Here is a 25,426-nt window from a genome sequence, read left to right as displayed (position 1 = left end):
GTATTTCTATTCTACTAGCGACATAAAAGGAAATATGATGAATAAGAATCCTTCTGATATAATTTTGGATATGCTGTAAAAAAAACGCCCCCTATTGGGGACGCTCCAGCGTGAATTGCTCTCCTAGCTTCGCATAGTTGTTCCCAGCCAAGCGACTTACTGGACGCAACTCCTTAGCAATCACATACGTATTTTGATACGCTTCCTCGGACAAATGATACTGCACTACGCGTCCGATTAACAGATCACAGGCAGGTGTGTCCTCCTTGCCTCCCAACGGTATTACCTGTTCCAGAATACATTCCATACGTATTTTCGCTTCTGCCACACCGGGAACTTCGATTTTTGTACTTTTGACCGGGGTAAGGCCTGCCAGTGTAACCTCACTCTCCTGCGGCAACAGACGGGAAGCCGTCACATTCACCGCTCCCACATTGTCCTCGTCTGTGATATGTACGACAAAAGCCTTATGCTCCATCGCATTACGTGCTGTATCTTTGGGTACTCCATCAACACGTTGTACGGATACAGACAGCAGTGGCGGTTCAGAAGCTACGATGGAAAAATAACTGAATGGCGCACCATTCAGCATCCCTTCACTGCTCAAAGTCGTTACAAAGGCTACCGGCCTTGGGATGATACTTCCGGTCAACAGCTTATAATTTTCACGCCCTGTAAGCGTGTCAGGATTCAACGAAATCATTTTTCTCCCTCATTTCCGATCACAATCGCTATTCGACTGCACATCATCAAGTTTCGCCTGACAAGCAAATACACCATTAGCTAGCGACATGGATGACATCTCAGGCTTCCCTTTCAGTATCGCGTGAATGATACGAAATGTAAAGTTGGAGCCGGAAGATCTCCCTATTTTTCAATTATATTTCCTCTGCTATCGCGCACAGTAACCGTAATTCCCTCAGGTACAGCAATCGTAACATCAAGCTGCTGCTGAGTCTGCATAAAACGTGTCGGAATTTGACCCAGTAATACATACAAGGTATCACCGATTTGCTTGGTCTGATATAAATCTTGCCCCTTTATTTCGTCCTCTTTGCCTGTGTATACATAACTCCCGAACACATGCACCTCCGGTGAGGTGGTTGCATCAATTTTGACCGCATAAGGATCTTCTCCCTGTACAATCACCTTGGTCACTCCGGCAGGCAGTTTTTCATGCCAGTCTGGGAGAACCCTTGTTTCCTGAACCGAACTCATTATTTCTCTGACTTGCGGAGTGATCCCCAATGAACTGACCAAAGCAAATCCGATACAGCAAAAAACCAATACCGCCGTAATAAACATACTGAATAAATCATAACGAATGCGCTCACGCGTCCCTTTCCAAGCTGTATACATTAAAATTTCCAATCCCAGCAAAACAAAAACGACAGGCCACCAGGTCAAAGCCTGGTCCAGTATGCCCGCTCCCCAAAACTTGGAGGCAAACGTTATGCCCCCCAGCAGGACGAGGAAAAGTCCCATTGACAGCCTTCCGACTTTCCACACCCCTGCCGGAGCGTTTGACGCTTTAGAGGAACTATTTTTGTTAGATGATGTACCAAATATACCTGTGGAGCCTCCTCCATCGCTATGAGGATGATGGGCTCCCTTAAAGGGAGCCTCACTCTTTGAAAACTCAGTATCCATTCTATTACTTCTCCTTTACTCGTTTAGATTTGGAATTCCCGATCATCATCCAAATACCACCGCCAATCAACAATAAGGATACGATAATCGTCCGTAGATACATGTCAACCAGATTATAAATCTCTCCATTCGGAAACAGACGATCCAAAGTAGGAACTAGTACGTTGATTAAGATGTAATAGGCGCCCAACAATAGCAGCCCCAAGCCTACCCAGCGGTGATATTGTGCAAACATACCGATCACAGGCTTGTCGATCAGCGGCTCCCGTCCATAGCGGCTTACTTGCTGCAACGCATCAAAAAAGCTGTAAAACCAAACCACCGGAATCAGGAACAAAAAGAGTGAAAGATGTAGCACGTCCAGTACATAGATGCCTCCTAAAAACAGGAGCATGAGCTGAAGTCCACGCTTTTGCAAACCGATATACATATGTCCAGCACCGGGAAATACCGATAAAATGGTAGCCAGCATTTTACTCCGCCGTCCCTCTACTCTTCCATGCTCCAGTTCCTCAAACAAAGTCCGGTCCTGAAGCATTTCTCCCGCTTGTTTGCGATGTACATGCTGCACCGCATCAAACATGCAATACAGCCAAATGATTGGCAGCACGCCGGCAAACGCCAAAAATCCGGATTCGTTTGTAATGCTGGTAATAAAAACGAGGATCGCTCCAAAGCCAAAGAAAGATAGCAGAAAAGACAAACCACGCTGCATCAGCCCCAAATGAAGGTGTCCCAATCCAGGAATGAACGACAGCAAAATCGTAAAAAAGCGTTCATTCTCCGATCCTTTTTGAAAAGCAGGTGCTCCTGCCATACCATAGTGTCCTTGTTGATAATGGTTATAGCCCGGGCCATATCCCATTCCTGCTCCCGGTGCATCCGTATCCGCGTCTGTTGCCCCCTCCGGTACCTCTCCCGTTGAACCTGCATGTCCATAAGGCCCACTTTGCGAGTAATAACCATATGGATTGGGTCCTGCATGTGGGGGATATGGAACAGCAGCTGCACGAGGATCATAACGCAACAAGCTAATAATGATATGCAGCATACTCAGCCCCCAAAAAAGAGCGGCAACAAACATACTGGCCAATAAAGGTAATTCGTCTCTTGATACCACTGAAAAAAATAATCCTCCCGCCAGACATCCGAAAAACAAAATGGTGTATACAAACGCATTGGCTTTTCTGGTCCAGTAGTAGTGTCCCACACCGGGAATGATGTTCAATAGAAATGCCAAGAGCTTGCTTCTTTCCGCATAAGGCATCGCTACACTTCCTTTCTATTTATGGGATTTTGATAAAGTCCCCATTTGAAGGTTGTTGTTTTGAGTTTTTTCGTCTCACCCTTTATCCGATGATTTAGGGCTTTAATTTATCGAGCCAAGTTGTTGTAGCTCGCATGACCTCTTCACTGTAAGAAACGCGTTCTTTTGGAGGAATCGGCTTTCCGTCTGTTTGCGGCATCATTTTGTCAAAGGCTCCACTGGACAACAAGATCAACGTCAGGCTTGCGGCGACAACGTAGTGAAACACAGGTTTTTCAAACCAGCGGCGTTTTTTGAACACAACTTGATTCGGTTCAGCTTCTATCTCGGGAAGAACGGCCATTACCTGATCTGTGAAGCGCTCCGTATCCATCCAGGCAGAATAATCTTTCATAGTTGACTCCATTTGCTCCAGTGCAACAAGATATAACATCAGCGCCTGCTCATCTTCCAGCAGGAGCTTTTCCAGCCGGGCAGATTCCTCTATCGTGCAAGTTCCTGCAATGTAAGCATGCCAGTCATTCGATTTCCCTTCAATCCACGGTTTATCCTGTTGGTCAGTCATTGCCATTCCTCCTCCTTCCAGTGGTTTCGAATCCATAGCCGCGCCCGATAGAGTCTCGACTCTACTGTTTTTAAAGCTACCTGCGTCTCTTCTGCAATTTGGTCGTAGGTTTTGCCCTGCATATAATAGGCTTGAATAATATCCCGATGTTGCTGGGGCAACTGGGCGATTTTTTGCGATAGTTCTTCAATTTGCTCCTCGCGAATGAGACGAGCCAGCACATCCTCATCCCGGGAAGGGAGCTGTACAAGGGATTGTGCGACGTCTATAAGCTCTGCGGGTCGTCTGTCCTGTTTGCGCTTAATATCCAGCGCTTTGTGGAGCGCAATTCGGCTCAGCCACGTTTTAAATCCTTCGTTCCGGTACTGGGGGAGAGACTTGTACACCTGAACGAATGCCTCCTGCGCGGCATCTTCTGCTTCCTTGCTGTCATGCAGTACCGAATAGGCGACATGAAATACATGCTTGCTGTACAGCTCTACGATCTCACGGAACGCCTGCCGGTCACCGGACCGTATTCGTTCAATGATTCTCTCTATATCAATGACGCTCTCCCCCTTCCCAATACTATAGACGCCAAGAAATTTCCTTCCCCTGCATATTTCGAAAAAAATATTTAAAAAGGACACACCCTCCTGACGGAATGGTGTGTCCTCTATCATTAAAGCCTATTACTCGCTTTCATTTCGGCTTAGTTCACGCGCACAGGCGATATTCCATATTGTCCTCATTGCACATTAGCCAATTTGCAGTGACAGCCTTGATACATAAGTCTACTGCCTAGCCTAAAAGGCTTAGACCGATATATCAATTGCGTCCGCCACCACGGAATCGCTGGGCGTATTCTTTGGCATCCTGTGCATTACGAACACGGTTTCGGCTCCACTCCAGCAAAATGCGGTCTATATACCGGAAATGTACCTTCCCTGCAAATACTGCTTCCTTCAAAGCCAGCAAAATCAGCTCCTCGGGATACCGATCCTGATCCACCCAGCTGGTGATCGTCTCGTATTCCATCGGTGATAATGGTCGCCCGAATTCTTTCTCAAAAATCGTAAACAAATTTCGTTCTTCTGTAAGCGGGGATTCTGATATTCCATTCAGTAAATCCGGCTTTCCGGCAAACAAAATATCATCTTCATCTTGCTGCTCGTTACGCTCGGCGATCATACATTCTGCCAACTTACGATACAGCCCCGTCAAATTGTAACGTTCGAATTGTACGGATGAACTGCGGTCTTCTACGGAATCGATTCTCAAAAATCCTTCTTTCATGAGCTTACTGAAATAGAGTGCGATTTCGTTCGCAGTACATCCGATACGGGTCTGCAATTGTTCCCATGTCGGAAATTCATTACGTTCCGCTTGTTTAAAGGCAAGCAACTGCATCAGTAGCAGCATTTCACCATCTGTCAGCCGAAGTGTCCGATAATGCTTGAGCAGGGCATAGGGAATCTGGACCATTCCGGCTTCCATAGCAAAGGCTACTCCCTCCGCCCATTCTGCCGCTGATGTCTTGTCGAATGATCCGGTCATCGGTTACGGATACAAACGATACAGCATACGTGGGAACGGAATTGTTTCACGTACATGATCGAGTCCACAAATCCATGCTACTGTGCGCTCCAGGCCCAGTCCAAAGCCGGAATGCGGAACGGTACCATAGGTACGCAGATCCATATACCATTGGTAGGCTTCACGAGCCAAGTTATGCTCGTTAAAACGTTCTTCCATCAATGCTGGATCATCAATCCGTTGGGAACCCCCGATAATTTCGCCATAGCCTTCAGGAGCGATCATATCGGCACACAGAACAACCTCTGGACGGGTCGGGTCAGGTTTCATATAGAATGCCTTAATGTGAGTTGGCCAATGTGTAATGAACACAGGCTTGTTATATCTTCCGGCAATAGCCGTTTCATGAGGAGCACCAAAGTCTTCTCCCCATGGGATATCGAAACCTTCACCTTGAAGGAAGGCAATCGCCTCATCATACGTAATACGTGGGAATTCGCCTTGAATTTGCTCCAGCTTCGAAACATCGCGACCGATTGTTTCAAGCTCCTTCGCACAGTTTTTCAGAACAGATTGCACGATATGGCTTACAAACTGCTCCTGAACGCGCAAGGATTCTTCATGATCCACAAAAGCCATCTCAGGCTCGATCATCCAGAACTCAATCAGGTGACGACGTGTTTTGGACTTTTCCGCACGGAAAGTTGGACCAAAGGAATACACTTTGCCCAGCGCCATTGCCGCGGCTTCCATATATAACTGTCCGCTTTGTGTCAAATACGCATCTTCATCAAAATATTTAATGTGGAACAATTCTGTTGTGCCTTCTGCAGAGGAAGGAGTCAAAATAGGTGGGTCCACCTTCGTAAAGCCGTTACCGTTAAAGAATTCCTGTACAGCACGGATAATTTCCGCCCGTACGATCAGAACAGCACGTTGCTTGGCGGAACGCAGCCACAAGTGACGATGATCCATCAGGAAATCTACACCATGCTCTTTGGGTGTAATCGGGTAGTTTTCGGTTAAATGAATAATTTCAATGCCTGTAACCGTTAATTCAAAGCCCGATTGGCTACGCGGTTCTTCACGCACCACTCCAGTAACGTAAAGGGAGCTCTCTTGAGTCAAGGATTTGGCGTCATTCCAAATAACCTCGGACACTTCGCTTTTCACGATAACCCCTTGAATATACCCGCTACCATCGCGCAGTTGCAGGAACTGAATTTTACCACTAGATCGTTTATTGTTTACCCAAGCGCCGATTGTAACCGTTTCCCCTACATGGCGGCCCACTTGGGCAATCGTACTTTTATTCGTCATGACCGTCTCTCTCCTCTTAACCGAAAATCAAACAGCCCTTCCCCCTGGGTCAGGCTGTTTGCTCTCGCTGTTTGGTGCATGCGGAACTCAAACAATAGTCCGCATGCATAAAGTTTACACTTTCGAACCGATCTATTGAACCAGACGGAACGTGTCACGGGCAATAACCAGTTCTTCGTTCGTTGGAATGATCAGTACTTCTACCTTTGAATTTGCAGTTGTAATCCGGCGAGGCTCGCCAGAACGAATAGCATTCAACGATTCATCCAGCTCGATACCGAGGAATGTCAATTGCTCCAACACTCTCTTACGCAGAACGATGGAGTTCTCGCCTACACCTGCTGTAAATGCAATTACGTCTACCCCGTTCATTGCGGCAGCATACGATCCAATGTATTTGCGCAGACGGTATTCATACATTTCGAATGCCAATGTAGAATTAGCTTCGCCTTTTTCCATACCTTCTGTGATTTCACGCATGTCACTGCTGATACCGGAGATAGCTAAAAGTCCACTATGCTTGTTCAGCATGGAATTGACTTCATTGACAGTCAATTCTTCTTTGTTCATGACATAAGGTACGATTGCTGGGTCCAAATCACCACTACGAGTGCCCATCATAAGTCCTTCCAGTGGAGTCATACCCATGGAAGTATCAACAGACAAACCGCCTTGAACTGCTGTTACACTACCACCATTACCGATATGACAAGTGATAATCTTCAGGTCTTCCAAAGGACGACCAAGGAATTTGGCGGCTTCCTTACTTACAAAATCATGGGAAGTGCCGTGGGCACCGTAACGACGAACCTTATACTTATTGTACAATACTCTTGGAATGGCGTACATATAAGCTTTTTCAGGCATGGTTTGATGGAACGAAGTATCAAATACCACAACCTGCGGTACATCTGGCATATTCAATTCAGCCGCTTTAATCCCCATCATGGAAGCAGGGTTATGCAGTGGCGCCAGGTCAAACAAGCGACGGATTTCACTCTTCGCTTCAGGCGTTACAACTGCTGACTGTTTGAAGATTTCGCCTCCATGAACCACACGGTGGCCCACAGCCTGAATTTCGCTAGTACTGGAGATTACACCATGTTCAGCATCTGTGAGTGAATTCAGCACTTTACGGATGGCTGTAGTATGCTCCAAAATTTCGCTAACTTCAGTGTATTCTTCTTTATTAGTTGGCTTATGCGTCAGGATGGAGGAATCCATACCGATGCGCTCCACCAAACCTTTTGCCAGAACGGACTCGTCCGTCATATCATACAATTGGTATTTCAGGGAAGAACTCCCTGCATTGATTACGAGAATTTTCATATCCGGTCACCATCCTTGTCGTACTTAAAGAAGCCTTCGCCCGATTTCACGCCCAGATTACCTGCACGCACCATTTTTTTCAGTACGATGGACGGACGATATTTCAATTCGCCGAATTCACGGAACATACGCTCCAGAGCAGCCAAAACGGAATCCAGACCAAAGCGGTCAGCCATTTCCAAAGGACCGCTTTGGAAATTATAGCCGATTCGCATAGCGTCATCGATATCTTCAGCAGAAGCCACGCCTTCTTGAAGTACATGGGCCGCTTCGTTAATCAGCAGACAGATAATCCGGCTTGTTACGAATCCAGGAGATTCATAAATCATGACTCCTTTTTTCTCCACTATTTCTTCCACGAACATTTTAGTGTGTTCAAATGTATCGTCCGAAGTTTTCAAACCACGAATAATTTCTACGAGATCAATGCGGGATACTGGATAAATAAAGTGCATACCAATAACACGCTCAGGATACTTGGTCGAGCTAGCAAGCTCGGTCAGGCTCAGCGTGGATGTATTACTTGCAAGAATAATATTGCTTGGACACACATGGTCTAGCTCTTGGAACACTGCTTTCTTCTCGTCCAGATTCTCTGTAATAGTCTCAATGACCATATCACAGCTGCCGAGCTCCGCCAAATGGATTACTTTTTGAATACGGGATAAGATCAATTTTTTCTCAGCTTGAGTAATTGCCCACTTTTCCAGTTGTTTGTCCAGACTCGTTTCAATCATATTGTAGGCGTAGTCTAGTTTCTCTGGTGTCTGCTCTACCAGCAGCACATCGATTCCTTTGGACGCGAGCATTTCAGAAATCCCCTGTCCCATGGTGCCGCCGCCGATGACGCCGATTTTTTTAAATTGCATGATTCTTTACTCCACCCTTTCCTGGTCACTCTCATATATTGTATCCTTCTTTGTCGAAAAATACATGTTTATGTCCCAATAGATAATAATATCTTAGCACGGACTAAAAGTAAAAAAAAATAACCAGCATAAAAAATTATGCTGGTAATAAAGCATTTTCACTAAATTGACATCTAAATTGGTCTCCAGACAGAGTTTCTTCCTTCATCAGGATGTCAAGTGAGTTGTCGAACACAGGACGATGCTTTTCCAGCAGCTCCAAAGTTCGGGTATGCAGGTCAGCCATAATCTCACCATTTTCCCGCATGAGTTCTTCTTTGGTTACCATTTCCATGTTAATAATGCCAAGTGAAGTCAAACCAGAAGTCATCATCGTGTGAACAATGTTCAGCGCCTGCTCAAAATCATTACTTGAGCCGGTACTGCGACCGCCATAGTACATTTCTTCCGCTGTAGCCCCTGCGAGCGAGATCATAATTTGCTCCTCCAGGAACTGCTTGGTGTATAAATAATGCTCTTGCTGTGGATTGTGGCGCACATAGCCAAGCGCTTTCCCACGAGGGCTAAGTGCTACCTGGCTTACGCTACCGGGACGAACAATTTCGGCCATAATAGCATGTCCTAGTTCATGAATCGCTACACGTTTTTTCTCTTCCAAGGTCGATTCTCGGTCTGTCTTTTCACCCATCATCACTTTGTCAATTGCCATCGACAGATGCTTCTGCGCAATCATTTTCTGATCCTGTCTCATCGCATAGATTGCCGCTTCATTCATCACGCTCTCCAGCTGTGCACCAGAAAACCCGTAAGATTCCTCAGCAATTTTGTCCAGATTCGCATCTTCCTGAATCGGTTTGTTTTTGGCATGAATTTTTAGAATATGAAGACGGCCCTTCTTGTCAGGCAGATCCACTTGAATATGACGGTCAAAACGCCCTGGACGCGTTAAGGCGCTATCCAGCATTTCTTTACGGTTTGTTGCCGCAATGATCAAAATCCGCGGTGTATCTGCCGAATAAATACCATCCATTTCTGTCAGTAACTGATTCAAAGTCTGATCATATTCTCGTTGCTGTCCACCCTCACGTTTACCACCAATTACATCGATTTCGTCAATAAAAATAATTGCATTTTCCTTCTTTTCCTTGGCTGCACGAGTACGCGCCTCCCGAAACAACTCACGGACGCGACCCGCTCCAACACCAACGTACATTTCAACAAATTCACTACCTGAGGCTGCAACAAATACAGAATTAGTGTAGTGTGCCGCTGCCTTCGCCATCAGCGTTTTTCCGGTTCCCGGAGGACCTGTGAGCAAAACGCCTTTTAATGGACGGATACCAAATTTGGAAATTTCATCATGTCGATTCAAAAAATCCAGGGCCTCGCGCAGTTCCTGCTTGGCGCTTTCTTGCCCACCGATTTCCTCAAAAGTCAGCTTGTCCGGACCATTTTTTTTACGTTTACGCTCTTGCCCAGCACCTACGGCCAAACCGCCACGCGCATGCATAAGCATTAACAAGCCGCTAAGCATCACGCCAGCAACCAGAAGAGGGATAATATTTACCCCAATAAAAACGAGAAATATAATGGTTACCGGCACAATGCCGATTAATATTTCCTTGATCCATCTAGGCATTAGGCCATACCCCCATTTGCTGAGATTGACGTGGCAAAACGATAAACTTGGTCGCTTTACCTTCGCTGAGTCGGATATAGACATTGTTCGAATCCATGTCGGTATCAGCTTTGATACCCGTCTTTTTCTTTTTCATCTGCTCAACTGTAGATGAAATTTGAGTATACTTTTTATTTTCCATCGCTTCAGCCACAGGAAACATAGCCTCAGACCACCATTGATTCAGTGCTGAATTGGAACGATCTGTGATATCCAACTTAATAGTGCGGCTACCAATGATGGATTGTCCTTTTTGCTTAACCACATCGACCAATTTGGCCACATCTGCCTGCGGTTTGAGATCTAGTTTCAATACAACCTGATCCTGTTTAATATCTATTTGAGCGCTTGTCACGCCTGGATATTGAGATACCAGTTTTTCCAGAGGACTTTGCATTGTAACCTGACGGTAAATGAACCATCCCCCAAATAGCAGCAAAGCTGCCAATACTGCCGCCACAACGATAGGAACTGCACGCAATTTCAAACAACATCCTCCTCTCAAAATGTAAAACCCAGAAGAAACGGGACGAATGTCAACAAACAACCAAATTGCATGATCTTATAGTGATCAGCAATTCTTTTTTCTATCATTTTTGTCTATCACTTATAAAATATAGTATATCATAACGTATATCTAATATCGAAGGCAATGTGTGGAGGAGTTGCGGCATAGCAAAACTAAAAGACGTAAATACGATTTTTTTCGCATTTACGTCTTTTTCTTGAACTTTCAATTATTTACTAGTCATTCATTCCACATCTGCCAATCCTTACACCAGCTCAGTTATTGGGCAAAGTATACTTTACACCCGTCGCTCCCCCATCTGAAAAACGGTAAAAGGTATAGTAATGATGGCTTCCATCATCGTAAAACAGCTGCCACACATATTCGCCATTGAACACACTCGGCCGGAGGCTTACAATTTTTACACCTGGAAGCTGCTGCTGAATTAGCGCCATCATTTTTTGCTCATCGACTCCGTTCTTCAGCAGCTCGGTATGAACACCGCTATTATCTGCGGCAGGTACGTTAGGTTGTCCCTCCACTTTTTGAAAAGGAACCCACACCATTATATTTTCATTCTGTGCATTTTTCCCTTGAACTACCCAATATACCTGATCCCACACAGACTTCCATGTTTGAGTCGTGCTAACCAGACCACCTGATTGCTTGGCCTTAATGATAGCGGCATTTTTCTCAGCCACCTGGTCTTGAGTAACATAGGAATAATACCAGAAAATGCTGACCAGGATCAGTATCACGGCCAAAATGGCGACCGCTATCCATTTTTTCTTATTTTTCAAACCTGTGCTTCCTCTCTAAGGGGATGTGACACCTAAATTAGCGCGACAGCAGCCCTTCAAAGGCGGCTTGTGCCTCATGTTTGATACGTTCCTCGTCCATAGTCAGGCATTCGCCGTTTTTCACAACCTGGCGACCGTCTACCCACACATGAGCCACGTCCTTGGCGCTTGCAGAGTATACCGCATGGGAAATAAGATCTGTACGCGGCAAGAAATGTGCCTGATTCAGATCCAACGCGATAAAGTCAGCCTTGTTGCCTGCTGCCAACGCTCCTACTTCTTTTAAACCAATCGACTTTGCACCGTATTCTGTTGCAAGACGCAGCGCTTCACTTGCAGGAACTGCCGTAGGGTCACCGGATACACCCTTGTGAATAAGTGCCGCCAGACGCATTTCCTCGAACATATCCAGGTTATTATTGCTGGCAGGACCATCCGTTCCGAGAGAAACAGTAACCCCTGCACGCAGCAATTCAGGCACTCTTGCCACACCACTTGCCAGCTTCAAATTGCTACCAGGATTATGCGAAACCGCTACACCACGTTCAGCCAGTAAAGCTATTTCTTCGTCGTTCAAATGAACGCCATGGGCAACAAGCGAAGGACGGGAGAAAAAGCCAAGCTTATCCAAGTGTGCAACTGGACGCAAACCGTAGTCGCGTACGTTTTGCTCCACTTCGGCGATCGTCTCAGACATGTGCGTATGCAGTGGCAAGTCCAGATCATGCGCAGCTTGTACGAATTTTTCAATAAACGCAGGTGGACATGTGTATGGCGCGTGCGGAGACATCATCGTTGTAATACGCCCGTCTGCTTTACCATGCCAGTTACGCGCAAAAGTCACGGCCTCAGCCAGCTTGATTCGCTGTTCTTCTTCCGAGCATAGTCCAATTGCTCCACGCATCAGACTTGCACGAATACCTGACTCTTCAGCTACACGAGCTACCTCATCCATATGATCGTACATGTCCAGGAAGGTCGTTGTTCCACCTTTCAGCATTTCCAGCACAGACAAGGACGTACCCCAGTACACGTCCGTAGATGTAAACTTGGCTTCCATAGGCCACATTTTTTCCTGAAGCCATACTTGAAGTGCCAAGTCATCTCCATGCCCACGCAGCAGAGACATCGCCGCATGACCATGGGTATTAATCAGACCAGGTAAAAACAATAGCCCTTTACCATCAATCGCTTCCGTTTCTTCCTCACCCGCAGGCAAAGTTTCGCCAATATAAGTAATACGGCTATCCTCCACAATCATAAAACCATTGACTACCCCAGCTTCTGGTCCATTTACGGCAAAAGAGCCATTTTTAATCATCCATTTATTCACTGTCATATTGTGTTTCTTCCTTTCCGTCCTCCAAATAATAAGCGAGGCTAAGCAAATCAGTTGTAAAGTCTGTGGCATGAATCCGAATGTTGGCCGGTGCCTTGAGAGTAGTCGGTGCAAAGTTCAGGATCGCTCCAATTCCGCTCTCAATAAGCCTGTCAGCCACGTGCTGTGCTTCAAAATCAGGTACGGTAATAATCCCGATTCGAATGTTTTTTTCTCTCACAGTCGCTTCCAGTTCATCCATCGGTTGAACGACCAATGTATTGATCTTGGTCCCTACCTTATCCGGAAACGCATCAAATACTGCGACAATCTTCATATTGTCTTTTAAATAAGCGTTATAATTCGAAAGGGCTTGCCCCAGATTACCGGCACCGACCAATACGACATTAATTTGCTGGTCAATTTTCAGGATATGGCGTATTTTCTCGATTAGATAAGAAACATCATAACCGATACCCTTCCGGCCAAAATCTCCGAAATAGGCGAGATCTTTACGGATTTGGGCCGGGTTCAAATCTAGCCTCTGTCCCAACTCTTGAGAAGAGACCGTAGCCACCTCCCGTTTGTGAAGTGCATTCAGATAACGTAAATATACGGGTAACCTCCGTACGACAGCCTCTGAAATTTTATCTGATTTCATACTTGCTCCCCCTAATTGTAACGAACATACTTAGTGTCCGTCCGTTATGCCTCTGTCTCCGGGGCGGATTGGAGCCATTCGGCGATGCGGGGCACCATTTGCTCCGATGGCATATGCTCCATTTTTGGTCCCGGTAACGAGTACAAAAAGTGCTTTCCGTAATAGGATTCGATCACACGCGTATCGTAAACGATAACGACCCCGTGGTCGCTCGCTGTACGTACCAACCGACCAAATCCCTGTTTGAAGCGAATGACCGCTTGTGGTACAGACAGCTTCATAAATGGATTCTTCTTCTGCTGCTGAAGCAGCTCGCTTTTTGCCTCCAGCAACGGGTGATTCGGCGGTTGAAACGGCAAGCGAACAATGGCCAGACAAGTCAGAGCCTTTCCTGGAATATCGACGCCTTCCCAGAAGCTGCTGGTTCCCAGCAATACAGAAGCTTTAGCTTCCTGAAAACGGCGGGTTAGCTTGCTGCGACTCCCACTGTCCACACCTTGTCCCAGCACAGTAATTTCGCTGGCTGCTAAGGCCTCTTTGAGCGGCTCATACACTTGCCGGAGCATCCGATAGGAAGTAAACAGAACGAGCATTCTCCCCCGCGTCGCCTGAGCAGTCGCTCCTAGAGAGCTAACGAGCATATCTACAAAATGTGCATCTCCTACACTGCCCTTCACACTTGGAAAATCCCGTGGAATGACCAGCAACACCTGATCCCTGTAATTAAAGGGTGACGGGAGCTGCGAAGTCATCAGCCGCTCTTGATCTGCGGCCTCCTGCAAGCCGAGCTGATCGATCATGTACTGAAACGACTTATCTACCGATAAGGTAGCAGACGTCAGAATAATGCTTCTTTTTTTGTCAAAAAACATTTCTTTCAACTGGCGGCTCACATCGACGGGCACCGCATAAAATTGCAATGATTTACTACGGAATTGCCCACTCGCTTCGAGCCAGTATACGGTTGTTTCATCATCGAGTCGCATAAAAAATCGCAAATTTTCTCTAATCCCCGCCAAATCCTTGAGCAGACCCGTGATATCTGTAATAAGGCTATCCGCCGCATAATCGTCATGCTCTTCCTTGACGTCCAGCATCAGCTTGTCGCCCTTGCGCAAAATTTCACTCATCGTTACATATAGCTGATTTTCCAAAGCCCCCGCCTGATCCCACTTTGCAGGCTTGGCTGAAGGTTTGAGACGGGAAGAAAACTGTCCTGTTTCGCCCGGTGTCGCATCGCTTCGCTCTGGCAACATGCCAAACAGCTTGTCGCTTAGCAGGTCCCAAGTTTCCTTAACCTCTAACACGAGCGGATACATCTGGTCGATGGTTGAGGCCCAATCCGCCGACTTCTCGTGCCCCGATTTTGCCAACTGTTGACGAAGTGAAGGCAGTTGTCCATTCTTGCTGTCTTTGAACAGTCGCGTCAGTGTATGCACGAGTGTGAAATATTTCATATGCATACCTAGGTGCTTACCAGCTACTTCCTCCAGGTGATGGGCTTCATCAATCACCAGGTGTTCATAGCTCGGCAACAACTGGTGACTGGCTTTGACGTCTGTGAACAACTTAGAGTGATTCGTAATAACAACATCCGCTATCCCTGCTTCATGGCGTGCACGATGATAATAGCATTTGCGGAACCATGGACAAGAACGACCAAGACAGGACTCTGAATCACTCGCCACCGTTTCCCAGAAATCCCCTCCACGGTTGCTCAGATTCAGTTCTTCATCATCACCGGTTTCTGTTAGCGTCAACCAGACGATCATTTGAGCCGCTGTAATTAAATCTTCCTTCGGTGTCGCGAAGTCTCTTCTGTTTATTTTATGTTCAAACTTACGCAGACACAAATAATGTCCCCGACCCTTGAAAATAGCAGCCCGGAACGGAAACGGAATCACCTTGGTCAGCATCGGAATGTCGCGCTCGCGTAATTGCTCCTGCAGGTTGATCGTATGTGTACTTACCATAACGCGCTGTCCTTTTTTTACACTGTGATACAGGGATGGGAGCAAATAACCGAGGGACTTTCCTGTTCCTGTACCTGCTTCGATCAGCAGATGCTTGTCTTCACTCAGTGCCTGATTTACACCCTCAATCATCTGTATCTGCGCCTCGCGCTCCTCATATTGGCTCAAGGATGAACGCAAATTGTCCCGCACATCATCCATGTACTCCTCAAAGGAAACACCTGAAAGTGGATTCGGGTCGTCTTCTCTACGCGGTGCAGCTAGCTCCGTCCAATCTTCCACTTTTAGCGCAAGCTGACGAAAAAACTGATGTCCCTCCAAATCCTGAATAGGATCAAGCTCTTTCTCTTCACGCACCCCATCAAGAAACCATCCGAGGTCACTGTCTTCCTCTGCGAACAAATCGCTAAGCCGCTGTATCGTTATCAGAGGTAATGCTTGAAGCTCACCCAGACACTTTAAAAACACCTCAGCCGTAGCCAACGCGTCGCTGTCTGCTTGGTGAGGGCGATCATGCGCCAGCCCGAACTCAGAAGACACAAAACCCAACTGATACGAAGAAAGCGATGGAAACATAATTTTCAGAAAATCCATTGTATCCAAGATTCTTCCGCTAAACGGTAAATATCCGCACCGATCCAGAGCGTTTTGCAAAAAATTAAAATCAAACGCCACATTATGACCGACCAGCACAACATCGTCCAGCATAGGCACGAGCTCCATCATCATTTCTTCAAGTGCAGGAGCATCCTTGACGTCATCGTCTGTAATTCCGGTCAATCCAGTGATAAAAGGTGGAATAGATCTGCCAGGGTTCACATAAGAGCCGTAAACACGGGAAATGCTGTTATCATGATCTATAATTGCAAGTCCGACTTGAATGATGTCATCCGCGGACTGGGTGCCTGTCGTTTCAAAATCCAATACCGCAAATTTCATTCGGGCTTAATCCTTTCTTATGACACTTACAAAAATAATAACTCTGTATATTAGCATAGCAGAAGATCGCCTGTTTGGAAATTAAGACAGCCAAAAAAGACGATGCACACGCCGCCTGAGGAGGTGGGCATGCATCGTCTTACTCGGTGACTGACAACTACATCCAGGTCATCATGGAGCTGTCGTATCGAAGCATTTCGGTACCGGACAAACAGGCTTCCATATTGTGCAGCGGCTCGGGTAACGCAGGATCGAACTGATGTGCGAGAGCAAAACATTTTTGCGCCTCCTCTACGTCAGCCTGCTTTGCCAACAGACAGCCTAGCGCATTATAGATGACCGCCTTTAGTCCTGCCTGCTCAGTCAGGTCCAGCACCTTCTGAAAATGGCATACAGCCTCTGCTGGATCATCTAGTTGAAAATAGGACATTCCCATGTACATACGACTCTGCCAGCTGTTCGGAAAATGCTGTAGTACCTGCTCAAATTGTTGGATCGCCTCAGGGTACATAAGTAATCGATAATACCCTTGCCCCCGATTAAAAGCTGGTAGCTCTTTTTCAGGCAGCTCAGTGTCAGACATATCGGTCTCTGCGGAAAACCCGGCCGCACGCAAGCAAACCATTTTTTCCTCAAAGGCCAGCCACTCATCCATAATTCCGTCACTCATTCTCCGCAGCAGACTCCAGTGCTGTAGCAGCTCCTGCCTGCGGGAGCCCTGGGCTGATGGGTAATGCTTCACGATATCATCTAACATGCTGTTCATTTCTGCGAATACATGCTGGAACATGTGCATCCCGCCCTTATGAAAGATGGATTAATACACTCACATTTTTCGCTTAAAAGACGGGTTTCATCCGCACTCCCATTCATTACATGATCGTTGCGTGTACTTCTTTGTTCATCGTTTGGGCTGGTTTATTATGTTCATCAACAAATACCACTGTAGGTTTGTATGTTTTGGCCTCTTCATTCGACATGGAAGCATAGGAAATAATAATGACTGTATCACCAGGCTGCACCAAACGAGCTGCCGCACCGTTGAGACAGATCACTCCGCTCCCACGCGGTCCGGGGATAACATAGGTTTCCAGTCGAGCTCCATTGTTATTGTTTACAATTTGAACCTTTTCATTCTCCAACAGATCCGATGTATCCATGAGATCTTCATCTATAGTGATACTCCCCACATAGTTCAGGTTAGCTTCCGTAACGGTAGCGCGGTGAATTTTGGATTTCATCATGGTTCTAAACATGGGAAAGCACCTCCGCCTTCTGTATTCTTATATTGTCAATCAGTCGGGTATTGCCAAATTTCACAGCCAGCGCTACGATGACGTCTTCCTGAACATCACATAGACGCTGCTCGGGAAGAAGGGGCTCCAGACCGGGAAAAGTTAATATTTCAATGTAATCAATGTCTGCTAAAGGAGAGGAAGTAATGGTGGACTCCACCATTTGATGTAGCTGACGAATCGTAATTGTGTTTGTTACAATATCTTCGCTCACTTCTTGCACCTTACGCAGTGACTGGGACAGCACCAACGCCTGCTCGCGCTGTTCTGCACTTAAATACACATTACGGGAGCTGAGGGCCAAACCATCCACCTCTCTGACGATGGGACAAGGTACGATAGTCACGTTCATATTGAGATCAGTCACCATCTGCTGGAGCACTGCAACCTGCTGTGCGTCCTTCATTCCAAAAAAGGCCAAATCAGGACCTATCATGTTAAAAAGCTTGGCTACCACCGTAGTCACACCATCAAAATGGCCGGGACGGGAGGCACCGCACAGACGATCTGTCAAAGCGGATACACGAATTTTGGTTTGGGTTGGTTGTGGATACATTTCTGCTACAGTTGGCAAAAATACAATATCCACGCCCTCGCGCCGTGCTACCTCTAAATCACGAGCTTCATCGCGGGGGTAGCTTTCCAGATCTTCATTCGGTCCAAATTGAATCGGATTTACGAAAATGCTAAGCACCACCGTATCTGCCATTTTACGCGCCTTGTGCATCAAACTCGCATGTCCTTCATGCAGGTATCCCATTGTTGGTACAAAGCCGACTTTATGTTGCTGTAAAGAAGCAGAATCGTTTACTATTTTTGCTCCGTTTGTCCCAAGCTGCCGACGTTCAGCAATAATCTTGCGTAGCTGAGCCACTTCTCTTACGATGATCATGACCGAGATTCCACCTTTTCCTTAGCTTGTTCCTGTGTCTGTCCTTTTGCCTTACCGTATAGGGATTCTACAACGCGGTCATCCGCGCTGAACACATGCTCTGCGGCCGGAAATGCCCGCCCTTTCACATCACTCACATACTGCTCAATGCTGCTGCGGATCAAGCCGCCTACATCGGCATAGGTTTTAACAAAGCGTTTGCTGAAATAAGGCGATGCGTACTGAATCAGATCGTGATAAACAAGTACCTGACCGTCACATCCACGTCCAGCACCAATTCCAATGGTTGGAATGGAAAGCTCTTTAGAAATCGCTGTTGCGACTTCCTCAGTTACCAATTCCAGTACAACGCCAAAAGCACCCGCCTGCTCCAGTGCCTTGGCGTCCGCCATCAACCGGCGTGCGTCCACTTCGTCCTTGCCTTGAATGCGATAGCCGCCAATTTGATTAACCGATTGCGGAGTAAGCCCGATATGTCCCAGTACAGGCACACCTGCCTGAACAGTTGCTTTTACGACATCGGCAATTTCAGCTCCGCCCTCCAATTTAACAGCATGCACATGTCCTTCCTGCATCAGACGGCGGATGCCCTGAAGACTTTCTGATACGCTGCTGTGATATGTCATAAAAGGCATGTCCGCTACGATAAATGTATGTTCCGCGCCTCTTGCGACTGCCCGGGAATGGTACACGATATCATCCAAGGTTACAGGGATGGTTGAATCGTAACCAAGAACTACGTTACCCAGCGAGTCACCTACGAGAATCATGTCAATCCCCGCCTCCTCGGCTATTTTAGCCGATGGATAATCATAGGCGGTCAGCATACTGAGCGGAATGCCCTCTTGCTTCATTTTTTTCATTTTTACAATATTCAGTGCTTGTTTTCCTGCCATTGCGAATGGCTCCCTTCCATCTTTTTTTGGCACAAAAAATAACCTTTTATGAACGCCTGTACATCTGCGTCATCAAAAGGTCCGAACAGCCAAAAAAGACACTCATTTTGAGATCGTCCCTTCTGTCTCGGTCCTGTTCGGCTCAGAGCAGAATCCAACGTAACCTTCAAATGAAGTTATGATGGTCTTACAAACTTGCTAAAGTAGAGCATGTGCCCCTGGAGTGCAGCTCGGACCGTCCGATGCCGCCTCCTGCACAGTATAACAAAAAACATCAGCTTTTTCACGTGAAGTTTTGCACAGGGAATAGAACGATTTCGGTCGTTTTCTTAGCTAAGGTCGCTTCTATAATTGTATATCCCCTGAAATGACCTGAATTCGCTCTCCCTGATCCGTTTCTATCACGAGTGCCCCGGAAGGGTCCAAGCCAACAGCTGTACCTTCTACAGTTATCCCTTGTCCGGTATGTGCCCGTACACTACGGTTCATAGTCACGGACAAAGCCTCCCACAGCATGGCTATAGGCTGGAACCCCTGCTCGGCATACAACTTACTTAGCTGTTCCATCTCTTCCAGCACTGAGGCAATCAGCACAGTACGGTCAATTTCACGCCCTGCTTCTATTTTCAATGACGTTCCCACCTGTGATAACTCTTCCGGGTAATCTTCTTTATTCAAATTTACGTCAATACCGATCCCTGCAATACAATAGCGAACCCGTTGATCCTCTGTTGCAGATTCCAACAGAATACCGGATACTTTGCGACCATGAATCAGCAAATCGTTTGGCCATTTGATACCAGCCTCCACACCCGTCAGCCGACGAATGGCTCTACACACTGCTACACCTGTAAGTAGCGTTAGCTGGGGGGTAAAAGCCAAGGGCTGGGTAGGGCGCAACACAATGCTCATCCAGACTCCTTTGCCACGAGGTGAATACCACTTCCGCCCCAGACGTCCCCTACCTGCCGTTTGTTCCTCTGCAAGCACTACTGCCCCCTCTGGCGCGCCCTCTTCTGCCAAACGCATGGCATCCTGCTGAGTGGATACCGTGGAATCCAGTACAACGATACGCTGGCCAAACGATTGGGTATTTAATATATCGGCCAATTTGGAGACTTCTAGCCGATCCGGTCGGGATATCAACCGATAGCCCCGACGCGAGGAGGCATCGATGTTGTAGCCCAACTCACGCAGTTTGTTGATCTGCTTCCATACTGCTGTTCGGCTAACCGAGAGCCGTCGGCTGATTTCCTCACCTGATACGTAATCAGATGTAACCTCCTCCAGTATGCCTAACAATCTTTCATGATTATTCACTACTCATCACCCGTTTCGCTTCCTGAAGCAATGTTTCTGTTTCATTCGGAATATCTCCACAGGCAACAGCTTGTAAAAGCTGTTCCATCATCTGACCCAGCCAAGGTCCGCCTGGTCGATTCATCGCCTGAACCAGTTCATTTCCTGTAATATTTAAATCTTTGATACGAACGACTACAGCCTGCTTTGTCCACAAGCTTGCCAGTTCGGCTGTTTTCGCCACATGCTTTTCTACCCATGGCGGTAATCCGCGGAATGAAGCAGGCAGTGTATTGTAAAGATCAAGCCAGTCTGAAGCTGTATCCTTTCCTAGTCTAATTAGCAGTCGAATCCAGCTACGACGCAGTGCCTCAACGTTGATAATGTCAGACTCCTCTGGAACGGAGCCGCCAGCTATGACACCAGTACTGTAGATTAATTCGGTCTCCCATTCCAGCAAATGAACCAACCGAAGTCGTACCGCGTTGGAAAAGGTCCAAGCTCTTAGTAGCTCGTCCGCTGCCTCTGAGGTAAGTCTACAAGACATTAAGAGCAGGCCCCACCGCAGTTCTTCTTGCAATTGAACGATCCCCTTGAGCGCTCGTGCTTCACATTGCTCCCAGGGAACCGGAACCTTCGTACAGCCGAGCAATCCGCTACGCCCCAGCATCTCCAACCCACGTAAAGGGTCAGGGCCCGCCAGCATCTTTTCCAGTTCGACCCGCACACGTTCCATGGCTATGTAACGAAGTTTCTCTCTGCGCCGAATCATACCTTTCCAGGTGTTGAATGCAACGCGGAACCGAAATACAGAGGCAAAACGGATGCAACGCAGCATCCGCAACCCGTCCTCCTCAAAACGTTCCTCGGCTCGACCTACACAACGAACGAGAGCGGCTCGTAAATCGGCTTCTCCCCCAAACGGGTCCACCCGCTCTCCGTGTTCTGCCATCGCAATCGCATTCATAGTAAAATCCCGTCGCATCAGATCCTCACGGATATCCTTCACGAAGGCAACCTCCGTTGGACGGCGGTGATCTGCATAACCGCTTTCCGTACGAAAAGTGGTCACCTCGAACGCATGGCCACCCTGCATAACCGTAACCGTCCCATGCTGAATTCCTGTCGGAATGACGTGAGGGAACAGCGCTATGACCTGTTCAGGCTCAGCCGAAGTAGTCAAATCCATATCATGAATGGCTCTTCCTAATAGTTCATCCCGCACACAGCCACCGACCCAGTAAGCTTCGTGGCCTGCTGCTGTTAGTTTATGTATGACCTCTCTGCCATGAAGTGCCATCTCTTGGTCAGCATATTGCCAAGTGTTTGTATTCATAGGGTTTCCCCCTTTGCAAGTATTCAATATAAAAAACGGACGCGAGTCCGCCCCCTTAAACGCTGATCGGTTTAAGATCCGGCACCTCGCGTCCCAACACACGGTAATATATTTCTTCATATTGACGGGTAATCAGCTTATCACAAAAAACGGTACGGGCGCGGGTCAGACACGCTTCACGGAAACGTTCCGCCATGGCTTCATCGGACAATAGCTCTACTGCATAATCAGCCATTGCCTCCGTATTACCGATTTCAGCAAGATACCCCGTACTTCCATGCACAACGAGTTCAGGTACTCCCCCTGCCTGAGAACCGATTGTCGGCACTCCACAGGCCATTGCTTCCAGCGCAACCAGACCAAAACTTTCTTTTTCCGAGGGAAGCAGCAGTACATCCGCCATAGAAATCACCTCTGCGATCTGATCCTGCTTACCTAAAAAGAAGACCTTATCTTGCAGACCTAAAGTCTCGATTTTGCAACGGATTTTTGGAAGATCCGGTCCTTCCCCCACCAACAGAAGCTTCGCAGGTACTTTACGTTGCACTCTTTCAAATATATCCAACACATCTCCCACCCTTTTGACAGGACGGAAATTGGAAATATGCATCATTATTTTTTCATGCGGTTGGGCAAAATCACTTCTAAGCGCAGCGGCATCTCGTGGATAATATACCCGTTTATCTACAAAATTGTAGGTTAAATCAATAGGCCGTGTAATTTCCAACGCATCTATCGTCTCCCGAATCAAATCCTTGGAAACTGCTGTCACAGCGTCACTTTTGTTAATAGCCAGCCGAATCAGGTCCTTCAACGACTCATCCTGTGCCAACACTGTAATGTCCGTACCGTGCAAGGTGGTTACCACCTTCAGATGATCACCCACCATTTCCTTCGCCAAGTAAGCGCATACTGCATGTGGTACCGCATAATGAACATGGAGTACGTCCAAATTCTTCATTTGTGCGACTTGGGCCATTTTGGTCGCCAGTGACAAATCATATGGCGGATATCTAAACACGTAGTAATCGTTAACTTCAACCTCATGATAAAAAATATTTTTCTGAAACGCCCCGCCTAATCTAAACGGAATGCTATTGGCAATAAAATGAACCTCATGCCCTTTTTCTGCCAGCAACTTGCCCAGTTCAGTAGCCACTACGCCTGAACCACCCAGCGACGGATAACAGGTAATTCCAATTTTCAGTTTGTCATTCAAGCTAAGCTTCCTCCTTCCGCCCATCAGTGATAACTTTTTTCTGCCGATTTATTTTAACATTCTGCAAAATGCTCAAGTATAGAATTCTTATGTGAATAGCTTAACCAGATATGGCGTTTTGGACGCAAAGCCTTCTGCATACGAAATCAGTTTGCGTTGACCCAACAACGAGTCACGAGCTTTTACGCGTTCCACATATCCCTGATTTAATGGTGTGGATACTGTATCCTTTCCAGGCGCTGCCTGAAATTGCGAAGCATAACTCAGCAACGACTGTTCCTTGACTTCATAATGCTCGGTGATATCCACAATCAAATCCGTTCTGCCAATATCATTAATAAAATAAAAATATAATTGCTCTACCTGTACCCCAGGATTTTCTGGCATAAAACGTCGCAACTTGGCGTTAAATACCGCTTCCTCCACCAACTTGCTGCACATGACATGGTCTGGATGCCGATCCTCCCAATAAGGAGCGAATACAACTTTCGGTGCATGGCGTCGAATTTCTGCTGTAACTGCAGCTACATGTTCAGGAGTCACATTTAATCCACGATCAGGCAGACCCAAATTCGTACGCACAGCAAGCCCGAGCACTTTCGAAGCATGTTCAGCTTCTGACATACGAGTATCCACATCACCATTGGATGACATTTCAGCCCGCGTCAAATCGCACACGCCCACCTTTAAACCAGCGGCTGTATGCTTGGCAATCGTGCCTCCCATTCCTATTTCTGCATCGTCGGCATGGGCTCCGAAAATCAGGATGTCCAGCGTCATTTTACATCACCCTGCTGGTCAATGCCCGGTTTATATTTATGTACCAGCTCACGCCAAGCAAAATCGCCACGGTCTAGCGCTTTGACCAGTATTTCAGCAGTTGCAACGTTAGTTGCCAAAGGGATCCCCTGCACGTCACACAAACGTAACAAGGCGCTAATGTCCGGCTCATGCGGTTGTGCCATGAGCGGATCACGCAAGAATATAATCAAGTCCATGTCATTTTGCGCAACCATAGCCCCGATTTGCTGATCTCCTCCAAGCGGCCCGGACATGAAACGGTGAATTTGAAGCTTGGTTTGCTCCATAATGCGCAGACCTGTTGTACCTGTTGAAAATAACTGGTGATCTATAAAAACATGCTCATAAGCCGTTATGAAATTCACCATTTCATCCTTTTTTCGATCATGCGCTATAAATGCAATCTTTAACATTCAAAGTTCCTCCTGCCTCATTCTATAATTTCATTCGTCAAATCATTCGCGTATTCTTAATCGATGTAATGCTCAAATCCATATACAAGCCCTGGCTGCTCCATGACCTTCTGAATACCGATTTTAACACCCGGCATATAGCCAGCCCGTTCATAAGAGTCCTGGCGAATTTTCAGAGATTGTCCAAACCCTCCGAAGATTACTTCCTGCTGCGCGAACACACCAGGAAGACGGACACTATGGATACGAAAACCTTGATAGTAACCGCCACGTGATCCTTCTAACGTTTCTTCCTCTTCCGGGTTGCCCTGTCGTAACTCCTGACGCTGCTCGGCGATCAGCTCTGCGGTCTTAATGGCTGTACCCGATGGCGCGTCCAATTTTTGGTCACCATGATATTCAATGATTTCCAGATGCGGGAAGTATTTCGCTGCCTGAGCCGCAAATCGCATCATCAAAATGACTCCAATCGAAAAGTTTGGCGCGATCAGACCGCCAATCTGCTGCTCACGACACTGCTTGTCCAGTTCATCAATCTGTTCGGGGGTAAACCCTGTCGTTCCGATAACCGGACGAACTCCATGCTTGATAGCAAGCGCTGTATGTGCGTACGCAAAACGCGGCCCCGTAAAATCGACCATGACATCCACTCGACTATCCAGTAATGCCTGCTCCACATCCTCCACAATAGCGATACCCGCTTCCGGTAGTCCGACGAGAAGGCCGGCATCACTGCCGGCATGTGTTCTGTTCACTGCGGCCACAAGCTGTAGTTCCTCATCCTGAAGAACCAATTTGATAACTTCACGGCCCATACGCCCTGCTGCTCCTACAACAGCCACTTTTATTGGTTCTGACATATCCCTACAACTCCTTATGCATC

Annotated in this window: 25 protein-coding genes; all 25 read right to left on the bottom strand. The window is 47.0% G+C overall.

Annotated features, from left to right (window positions below):
- Nucleotides 1-91 precede the first annotated feature (91 nt).
- The 25 genes from ACQW03_RS22625 to dapB all read right to left on the bottom strand — a co-directional run bounded on the left by ACQW03_RS22625 (nt 92) and on the right by dapB (nt 25,403).
- Nucleotides 92-703, bottom strand: a complete 612-nt coding sequence (locus tag ACQW03_RS22625; RefSeq protein ID WP_441951820.1) for a flavin reductase family protein — start codon at nt 701-703, stop codon at nt 92-94.
- 164 nt (nt 704-867) lie between these two features.
- Complete coding sequence (locus ACQW03_RS22620; RefSeq protein WP_220029772.1) at nt 868-1,650, bottom strand: hypothetical protein; 783 nt, start codon at nt 1,648-1,650, stop codon at nt 868-870.
- A 4-nt stretch (nt 1,651-1,654) separates the two neighbouring features.
- The gene (locus tag ACQW03_RS22615; protein ID WP_220029773.1) at nt 1,655-2,917 is read right to left on the bottom strand and encodes a multi-tm2 domain protein; all 1,263 of its coding nucleotides are present in this window, start codon (nt 2,915-2,917) and stop codon (nt 1,655-1,657) included.
- A 94-nt stretch (nt 2,918-3,011) separates the two neighbouring features.
- Entirely contained in the window at nt 3,012-3,482 is a 471-nt protein-coding gene (locus tag ACQW03_RS22610) for a hypothetical protein (protein ID WP_025723109.1), read from the bottom strand.
- Nucleotides 3,479-4,144, bottom strand: coding sequence for an RNA polymerase sigma factor (locus ACQW03_RS22605; protein ID WP_441951818.1), 666 nt, complete (start codon nt 4,142-4,144; stop codon nt 3,479-3,481). The genes ACQW03_RS22610 and ACQW03_RS22605 overlap by 4 nt, the downstream gene beginning before the upstream one ends.
- Nucleotides 4,145-4,289: 145 nt before the next feature.
- Nucleotides 4,290-5,018: a DnaD domain protein gene (locus ACQW03_RS22600; RefSeq protein ID WP_441951816.1), complete on the bottom strand. Its 729-nt coding sequence runs from the start codon at nt 5,016-5,018 to the stop codon at nt 4,290-4,292.
- A 3-nt stretch (nt 5,019-5,021) separates the two neighbouring features.
- Nucleotides 5,022-6,317 carry an asparagine--tRNA ligase gene (gene asnS / locus ACQW03_RS22595; RefSeq protein WP_441951814.1) on the bottom strand — a complete coding sequence of 432 codons (1,296 nt, stop codon included), beginning with the start codon at nt 6,315-6,317 and terminating at the stop codon, nt 5,022-5,024.
- 132 nt (nt 6,318-6,449) lie between these two features.
- Nucleotides 6,450-7,646, bottom strand: a complete 1,197-nt coding sequence (locus ACQW03_RS22590; protein ID WP_076293056.1) for an acetate/propionate family kinase — start codon at nt 7,644-7,646, stop codon at nt 6,450-6,452.
- Nucleotides 7,643-8,515 (bottom strand): 3-hydroxyacyl-CoA dehydrogenase family protein, encoded by an 873-nt coding sequence (locus ACQW03_RS22585; RefSeq protein ID WP_025723105.1) that lies wholly within the window; start codon nt 8,513-8,515, stop codon nt 7,643-7,645. Before ACQW03_RS22585 ends, ACQW03_RS22590 begins: the two co-directional genes overlap by 4 nt.
- 136 nt (nt 8,516-8,651) lie before the next feature.
- Nucleotides 8,652-10,154 carry an AAA family ATPase gene (locus tag ACQW03_RS22580; protein ID WP_025723104.1) on the bottom strand — a complete coding sequence of 501 codons (1,503 nt, stop codon included), beginning with the start codon at nt 10,152-10,154 and terminating at the stop codon, nt 8,652-8,654.
- The gene (locus ACQW03_RS22575; protein ID WP_071641356.1) at nt 10,147-10,680 is read right to left on the bottom strand and encodes a hypothetical protein; all 534 of its coding nucleotides are present in this window, start codon (nt 10,678-10,680) and stop codon (nt 10,147-10,149) included. The genes ACQW03_RS22580 and ACQW03_RS22575 overlap by 8 nt, the downstream gene beginning before the upstream one ends.
- Before the next feature lie 296 nt (nt 10,681-10,976).
- The gene (locus ACQW03_RS22570) at nt 10,977-11,501 is read right to left on the bottom strand and encodes a cell wall elongation regulator TseB-like domain-containing protein (RefSeq protein ID WP_071641357.1); all 525 of its coding nucleotides are present in this window, start codon (nt 11,499-11,501) and stop codon (nt 10,977-10,979) included.
- A 37-nt stretch (nt 11,502-11,538) separates the two neighbouring features.
- Complete coding sequence (locus ACQW03_RS22565; protein WP_104496887.1) at nt 11,539-12,840, bottom strand: amidohydrolase; 1,302 nt, start codon at nt 12,838-12,840, stop codon at nt 11,539-11,541.
- On the bottom strand, nt 12,827-13,480 hold the full coding sequence (locus tag ACQW03_RS22560) for a redox-sensing transcriptional repressor Rex (RefSeq protein ID WP_023989135.1): 654 nt from the start codon (nt 13,478-13,480) through the stop codon (nt 12,827-12,829). Before ACQW03_RS22560 ends, ACQW03_RS22565 begins: the two co-directional genes overlap by 14 nt.
- A gap of 44 nt (nt 13,481-13,524) precedes the next feature.
- Nucleotides 13,525-16,392, bottom strand: coding sequence for an ATP-dependent DNA helicase DinG (gene dinG, locus ACQW03_RS22555; protein WP_441951809.1), 2,868 nt, complete (start codon nt 16,390-16,392; stop codon nt 13,525-13,527).
- 157 nt (nt 16,393-16,549) lie between these two features.
- Nucleotides 16,550-17,182 (bottom strand): tetratricopeptide repeat protein, encoded by a 633-nt coding sequence (locus ACQW03_RS22550; RefSeq protein ID WP_025723100.1) that lies wholly within the window; start codon nt 17,180-17,182, stop codon nt 16,550-16,552.
- 82 nt (nt 17,183-17,264) lie between these two features.
- Complete coding sequence (gene panD / locus ACQW03_RS22545) at nt 17,265-17,648, bottom strand: aspartate 1-decarboxylase (RefSeq protein ID WP_076293055.1); 384 nt, start codon at nt 17,646-17,648, stop codon at nt 17,265-17,267.
- A complete protein-coding gene (gene panC, locus ACQW03_RS22540; RefSeq protein WP_441951806.1) occupies nt 17,641-18,579 on the bottom strand; it encodes a pantoate--beta-alanine ligase in 939 nt (312 codons plus the stop codon). Before panC ends, panD begins: the two co-directional genes overlap by 8 nt.
- On the bottom strand, nt 18,576-19,475 hold the full coding sequence (gene panB, locus ACQW03_RS22535) for a 3-methyl-2-oxobutanoate hydroxymethyltransferase (protein WP_025723098.1): 900 nt from the start codon (nt 19,473-19,475) through the stop codon (nt 18,576-18,578). The genes panC and panB overlap by 4 nt, the downstream gene beginning before the upstream one ends.
- A gap of 345 nt (nt 19,476-19,820) precedes the next feature.
- Nucleotides 19,821-20,795: a biotin--[acetyl-CoA-carboxylase] ligase gene (locus ACQW03_RS22530; RefSeq protein WP_220029777.1), complete on the bottom strand. Its 975-nt coding sequence runs from the start codon at nt 20,793-20,795 to the stop codon at nt 19,821-19,823.
- Nucleotides 20,788-22,110, bottom strand: a complete 1,323-nt coding sequence (locus tag ACQW03_RS22525) for a CCA tRNA nucleotidyltransferase (protein WP_220029778.1) — start codon at nt 22,108-22,110, stop codon at nt 20,788-20,790. Before ACQW03_RS22525 ends, ACQW03_RS22530 begins: the two co-directional genes overlap by 8 nt.
- A gap of 55 nt (nt 22,111-22,165) precedes the next feature.
- Nucleotides 22,166-23,329, bottom strand: coding sequence for an N-acetyl-alpha-D-glucosaminyl L-malate synthase BshA (bshA, locus tag ACQW03_RS22520; RefSeq protein WP_025723095.1), 1,164 nt, complete (start codon nt 23,327-23,329; stop codon nt 22,166-22,168).
- A gap of 87 nt (nt 23,330-23,416) precedes the next feature.
- Entirely contained in the window at nt 23,417-24,109 is a 693-nt protein-coding gene (gene bshB1, locus ACQW03_RS22515) for a bacillithiol biosynthesis deacetylase BshB1 (RefSeq protein WP_071641363.1), read from the bottom strand.
- Nucleotides 24,106-24,543: a methylglyoxal synthase gene (gene mgsA / locus ACQW03_RS22510; RefSeq protein ID WP_220029779.1), complete on the bottom strand. Its 438-nt coding sequence runs from the start codon at nt 24,541-24,543 to the stop codon at nt 24,106-24,108. Before mgsA ends, bshB1 begins: the two co-directional genes overlap by 4 nt.
- A gap of 56 nt (nt 24,544-24,599) precedes the next feature.
- On the bottom strand, nt 24,600-25,403 hold the full coding sequence (gene dapB, locus ACQW03_RS22505; protein ID WP_071641364.1) for a 4-hydroxy-tetrahydrodipicolinate reductase: 804 nt from the start codon (nt 25,401-25,403) through the stop codon (nt 24,600-24,602).
- Nucleotides 25,404-25,426: the final 23 nt, after the last annotated feature.

This window comes from Paenibacillus sp. DRB1-1 (assembly GCF_052119485.1).
GTDB lineage: Bacteria > Bacillota > Bacilli > Paenibacillales > Paenibacillaceae > Paenibacillus > Paenibacillus polymyxa_B.
This window is presented reverse-complemented; position numbering and strand designations above follow the sequence as displayed.

What these genes read in the sequence shown, in the direction of transcription:
- ACQW03_RS22625 (WP_441951820.1), bottom strand. Translation starts at nt 703, where the DNA reads ATGATTTCGTTGAATCCTGACACGCTTACAGGGCGTGAAAATTATAAG.
- ACQW03_RS22620 (WP_220029772.1), bottom strand. Translation starts at nt 1,650, where the DNA reads ATGGATACTGAGTTTTCAAAGAGTGAGGCTCCCTTTAAGGGAGCCCAT.
- ACQW03_RS22615 (WP_220029773.1), bottom strand. Translation starts at nt 2,917, where the DNA reads ATGCCTTATGCGGAAAGAAGCAAGCTCTTGGCATTTCTATTGAACATC.
- ACQW03_RS22610 (WP_025723109.1), bottom strand. Translation starts at nt 3,482, where the DNA reads ATGACTGACCAACAGGATAAACCGTGGATTGAAGGGAAATCGAATGAC.
- ACQW03_RS22605 (WP_441951818.1), bottom strand. Translation starts at nt 4,144, where the DNA reads ATGATAGAGGACACACCATTCCGTCAGGAGGGTGTGTCCTTTTTAAAT.
- ACQW03_RS22600 (WP_441951816.1), bottom strand. Translation starts at nt 5,018, where the DNA reads ATGACCGGATCATTCGACAAGACATCAGCGGCAGAATGGGCGGAGGGA.
- asnS (WP_441951814.1), bottom strand. Translation starts at nt 6,317, where the DNA reads ATGACGAATAAAAGTACGATTGCCCAAGTGGGCCGCCATGTAGGGGAA.
- ACQW03_RS22590 (WP_076293056.1), bottom strand. Translation starts at nt 7,646, where the DNA reads ATGAAAATTCTCGTAATCAATGCAGGGAGTTCTTCCCTGAAATACCAA.
- ACQW03_RS22585 (WP_025723105.1), bottom strand. Translation starts at nt 8,515, where the DNA reads ATGCAATTTAAAAAAATCGGCGTCATCGGCGGCGGCACCATGGGACAG.
- ACQW03_RS22580 (WP_025723104.1), bottom strand. Translation starts at nt 10,154, where the DNA reads ATGCCTAGATGGATCAAGGAAATATTAATCGGCATTGTGCCGGTAACC.
- ACQW03_RS22565 (WP_104496887.1), bottom strand. Translation starts at nt 12,840, where the DNA reads ATGACAGTGAATAAATGGATGATTAAAAATGGCTCTTTTGCCGTAAAT.
- ACQW03_RS22560 (WP_023989135.1), bottom strand. Translation starts at nt 13,480, where the DNA reads ATGAAATCAGATAAAATTTCAGAGGCTGTCGTACGGAGGTTACCCGTA.
- dinG (WP_441951809.1), bottom strand. Translation starts at nt 16,392, where the DNA reads ATGAAATTTGCGGTATTGGATTTTGAAACGACAGGCACCCAGTCCGCG.
- ACQW03_RS22550 (WP_025723100.1), bottom strand. Translation starts at nt 17,182, where the DNA reads ATGTTCCAGCATGTATTCGCAGAAATGAACAGCATGTTAGATGATATC.
- panD (WP_076293055.1), bottom strand. Translation starts at nt 17,648, where the DNA reads ATGTTTAGAACCATGATGAAATCCAAAATTCACCGCGCTACCGTTACG.
- panC (WP_441951806.1), bottom strand. Translation starts at nt 18,579, where the DNA reads ATGATCATCGTAAGAGAAGTGGCTCAGCTACGCAAGATTATTGCTGAA.
- panB (WP_025723098.1), bottom strand. Translation starts at nt 19,475, where the DNA reads ATGGCAGGAAAACAAGCACTGAATATTGTAAAAATGAAAAAAATGAAG.
- ACQW03_RS22525 (WP_220029778.1), bottom strand. Translation starts at nt 22,110, where the DNA reads ATGAATACAAACACTTGGCAATATGCTGACCAAGAGATGGCACTTCAT.
- bshB1 (WP_071641363.1), bottom strand. Translation starts at nt 24,109, where the DNA reads ATGACGCTGGACATCCTGATTTTCGGAGCCCATGCCGACGATGCAGAA.
- mgsA (WP_220029779.1), bottom strand. Translation starts at nt 24,543, where the DNA reads ATGTTAAAGATTGCATTTATAGCGCATGATCGAAAAAAGGATGAAATG.
- dapB (WP_071641364.1), bottom strand. Translation starts at nt 25,403, where the DNA reads ATGTCAGAACCAATAAAAGTGGCTGTTGTAGGAGCAGCAGGGCGTATG.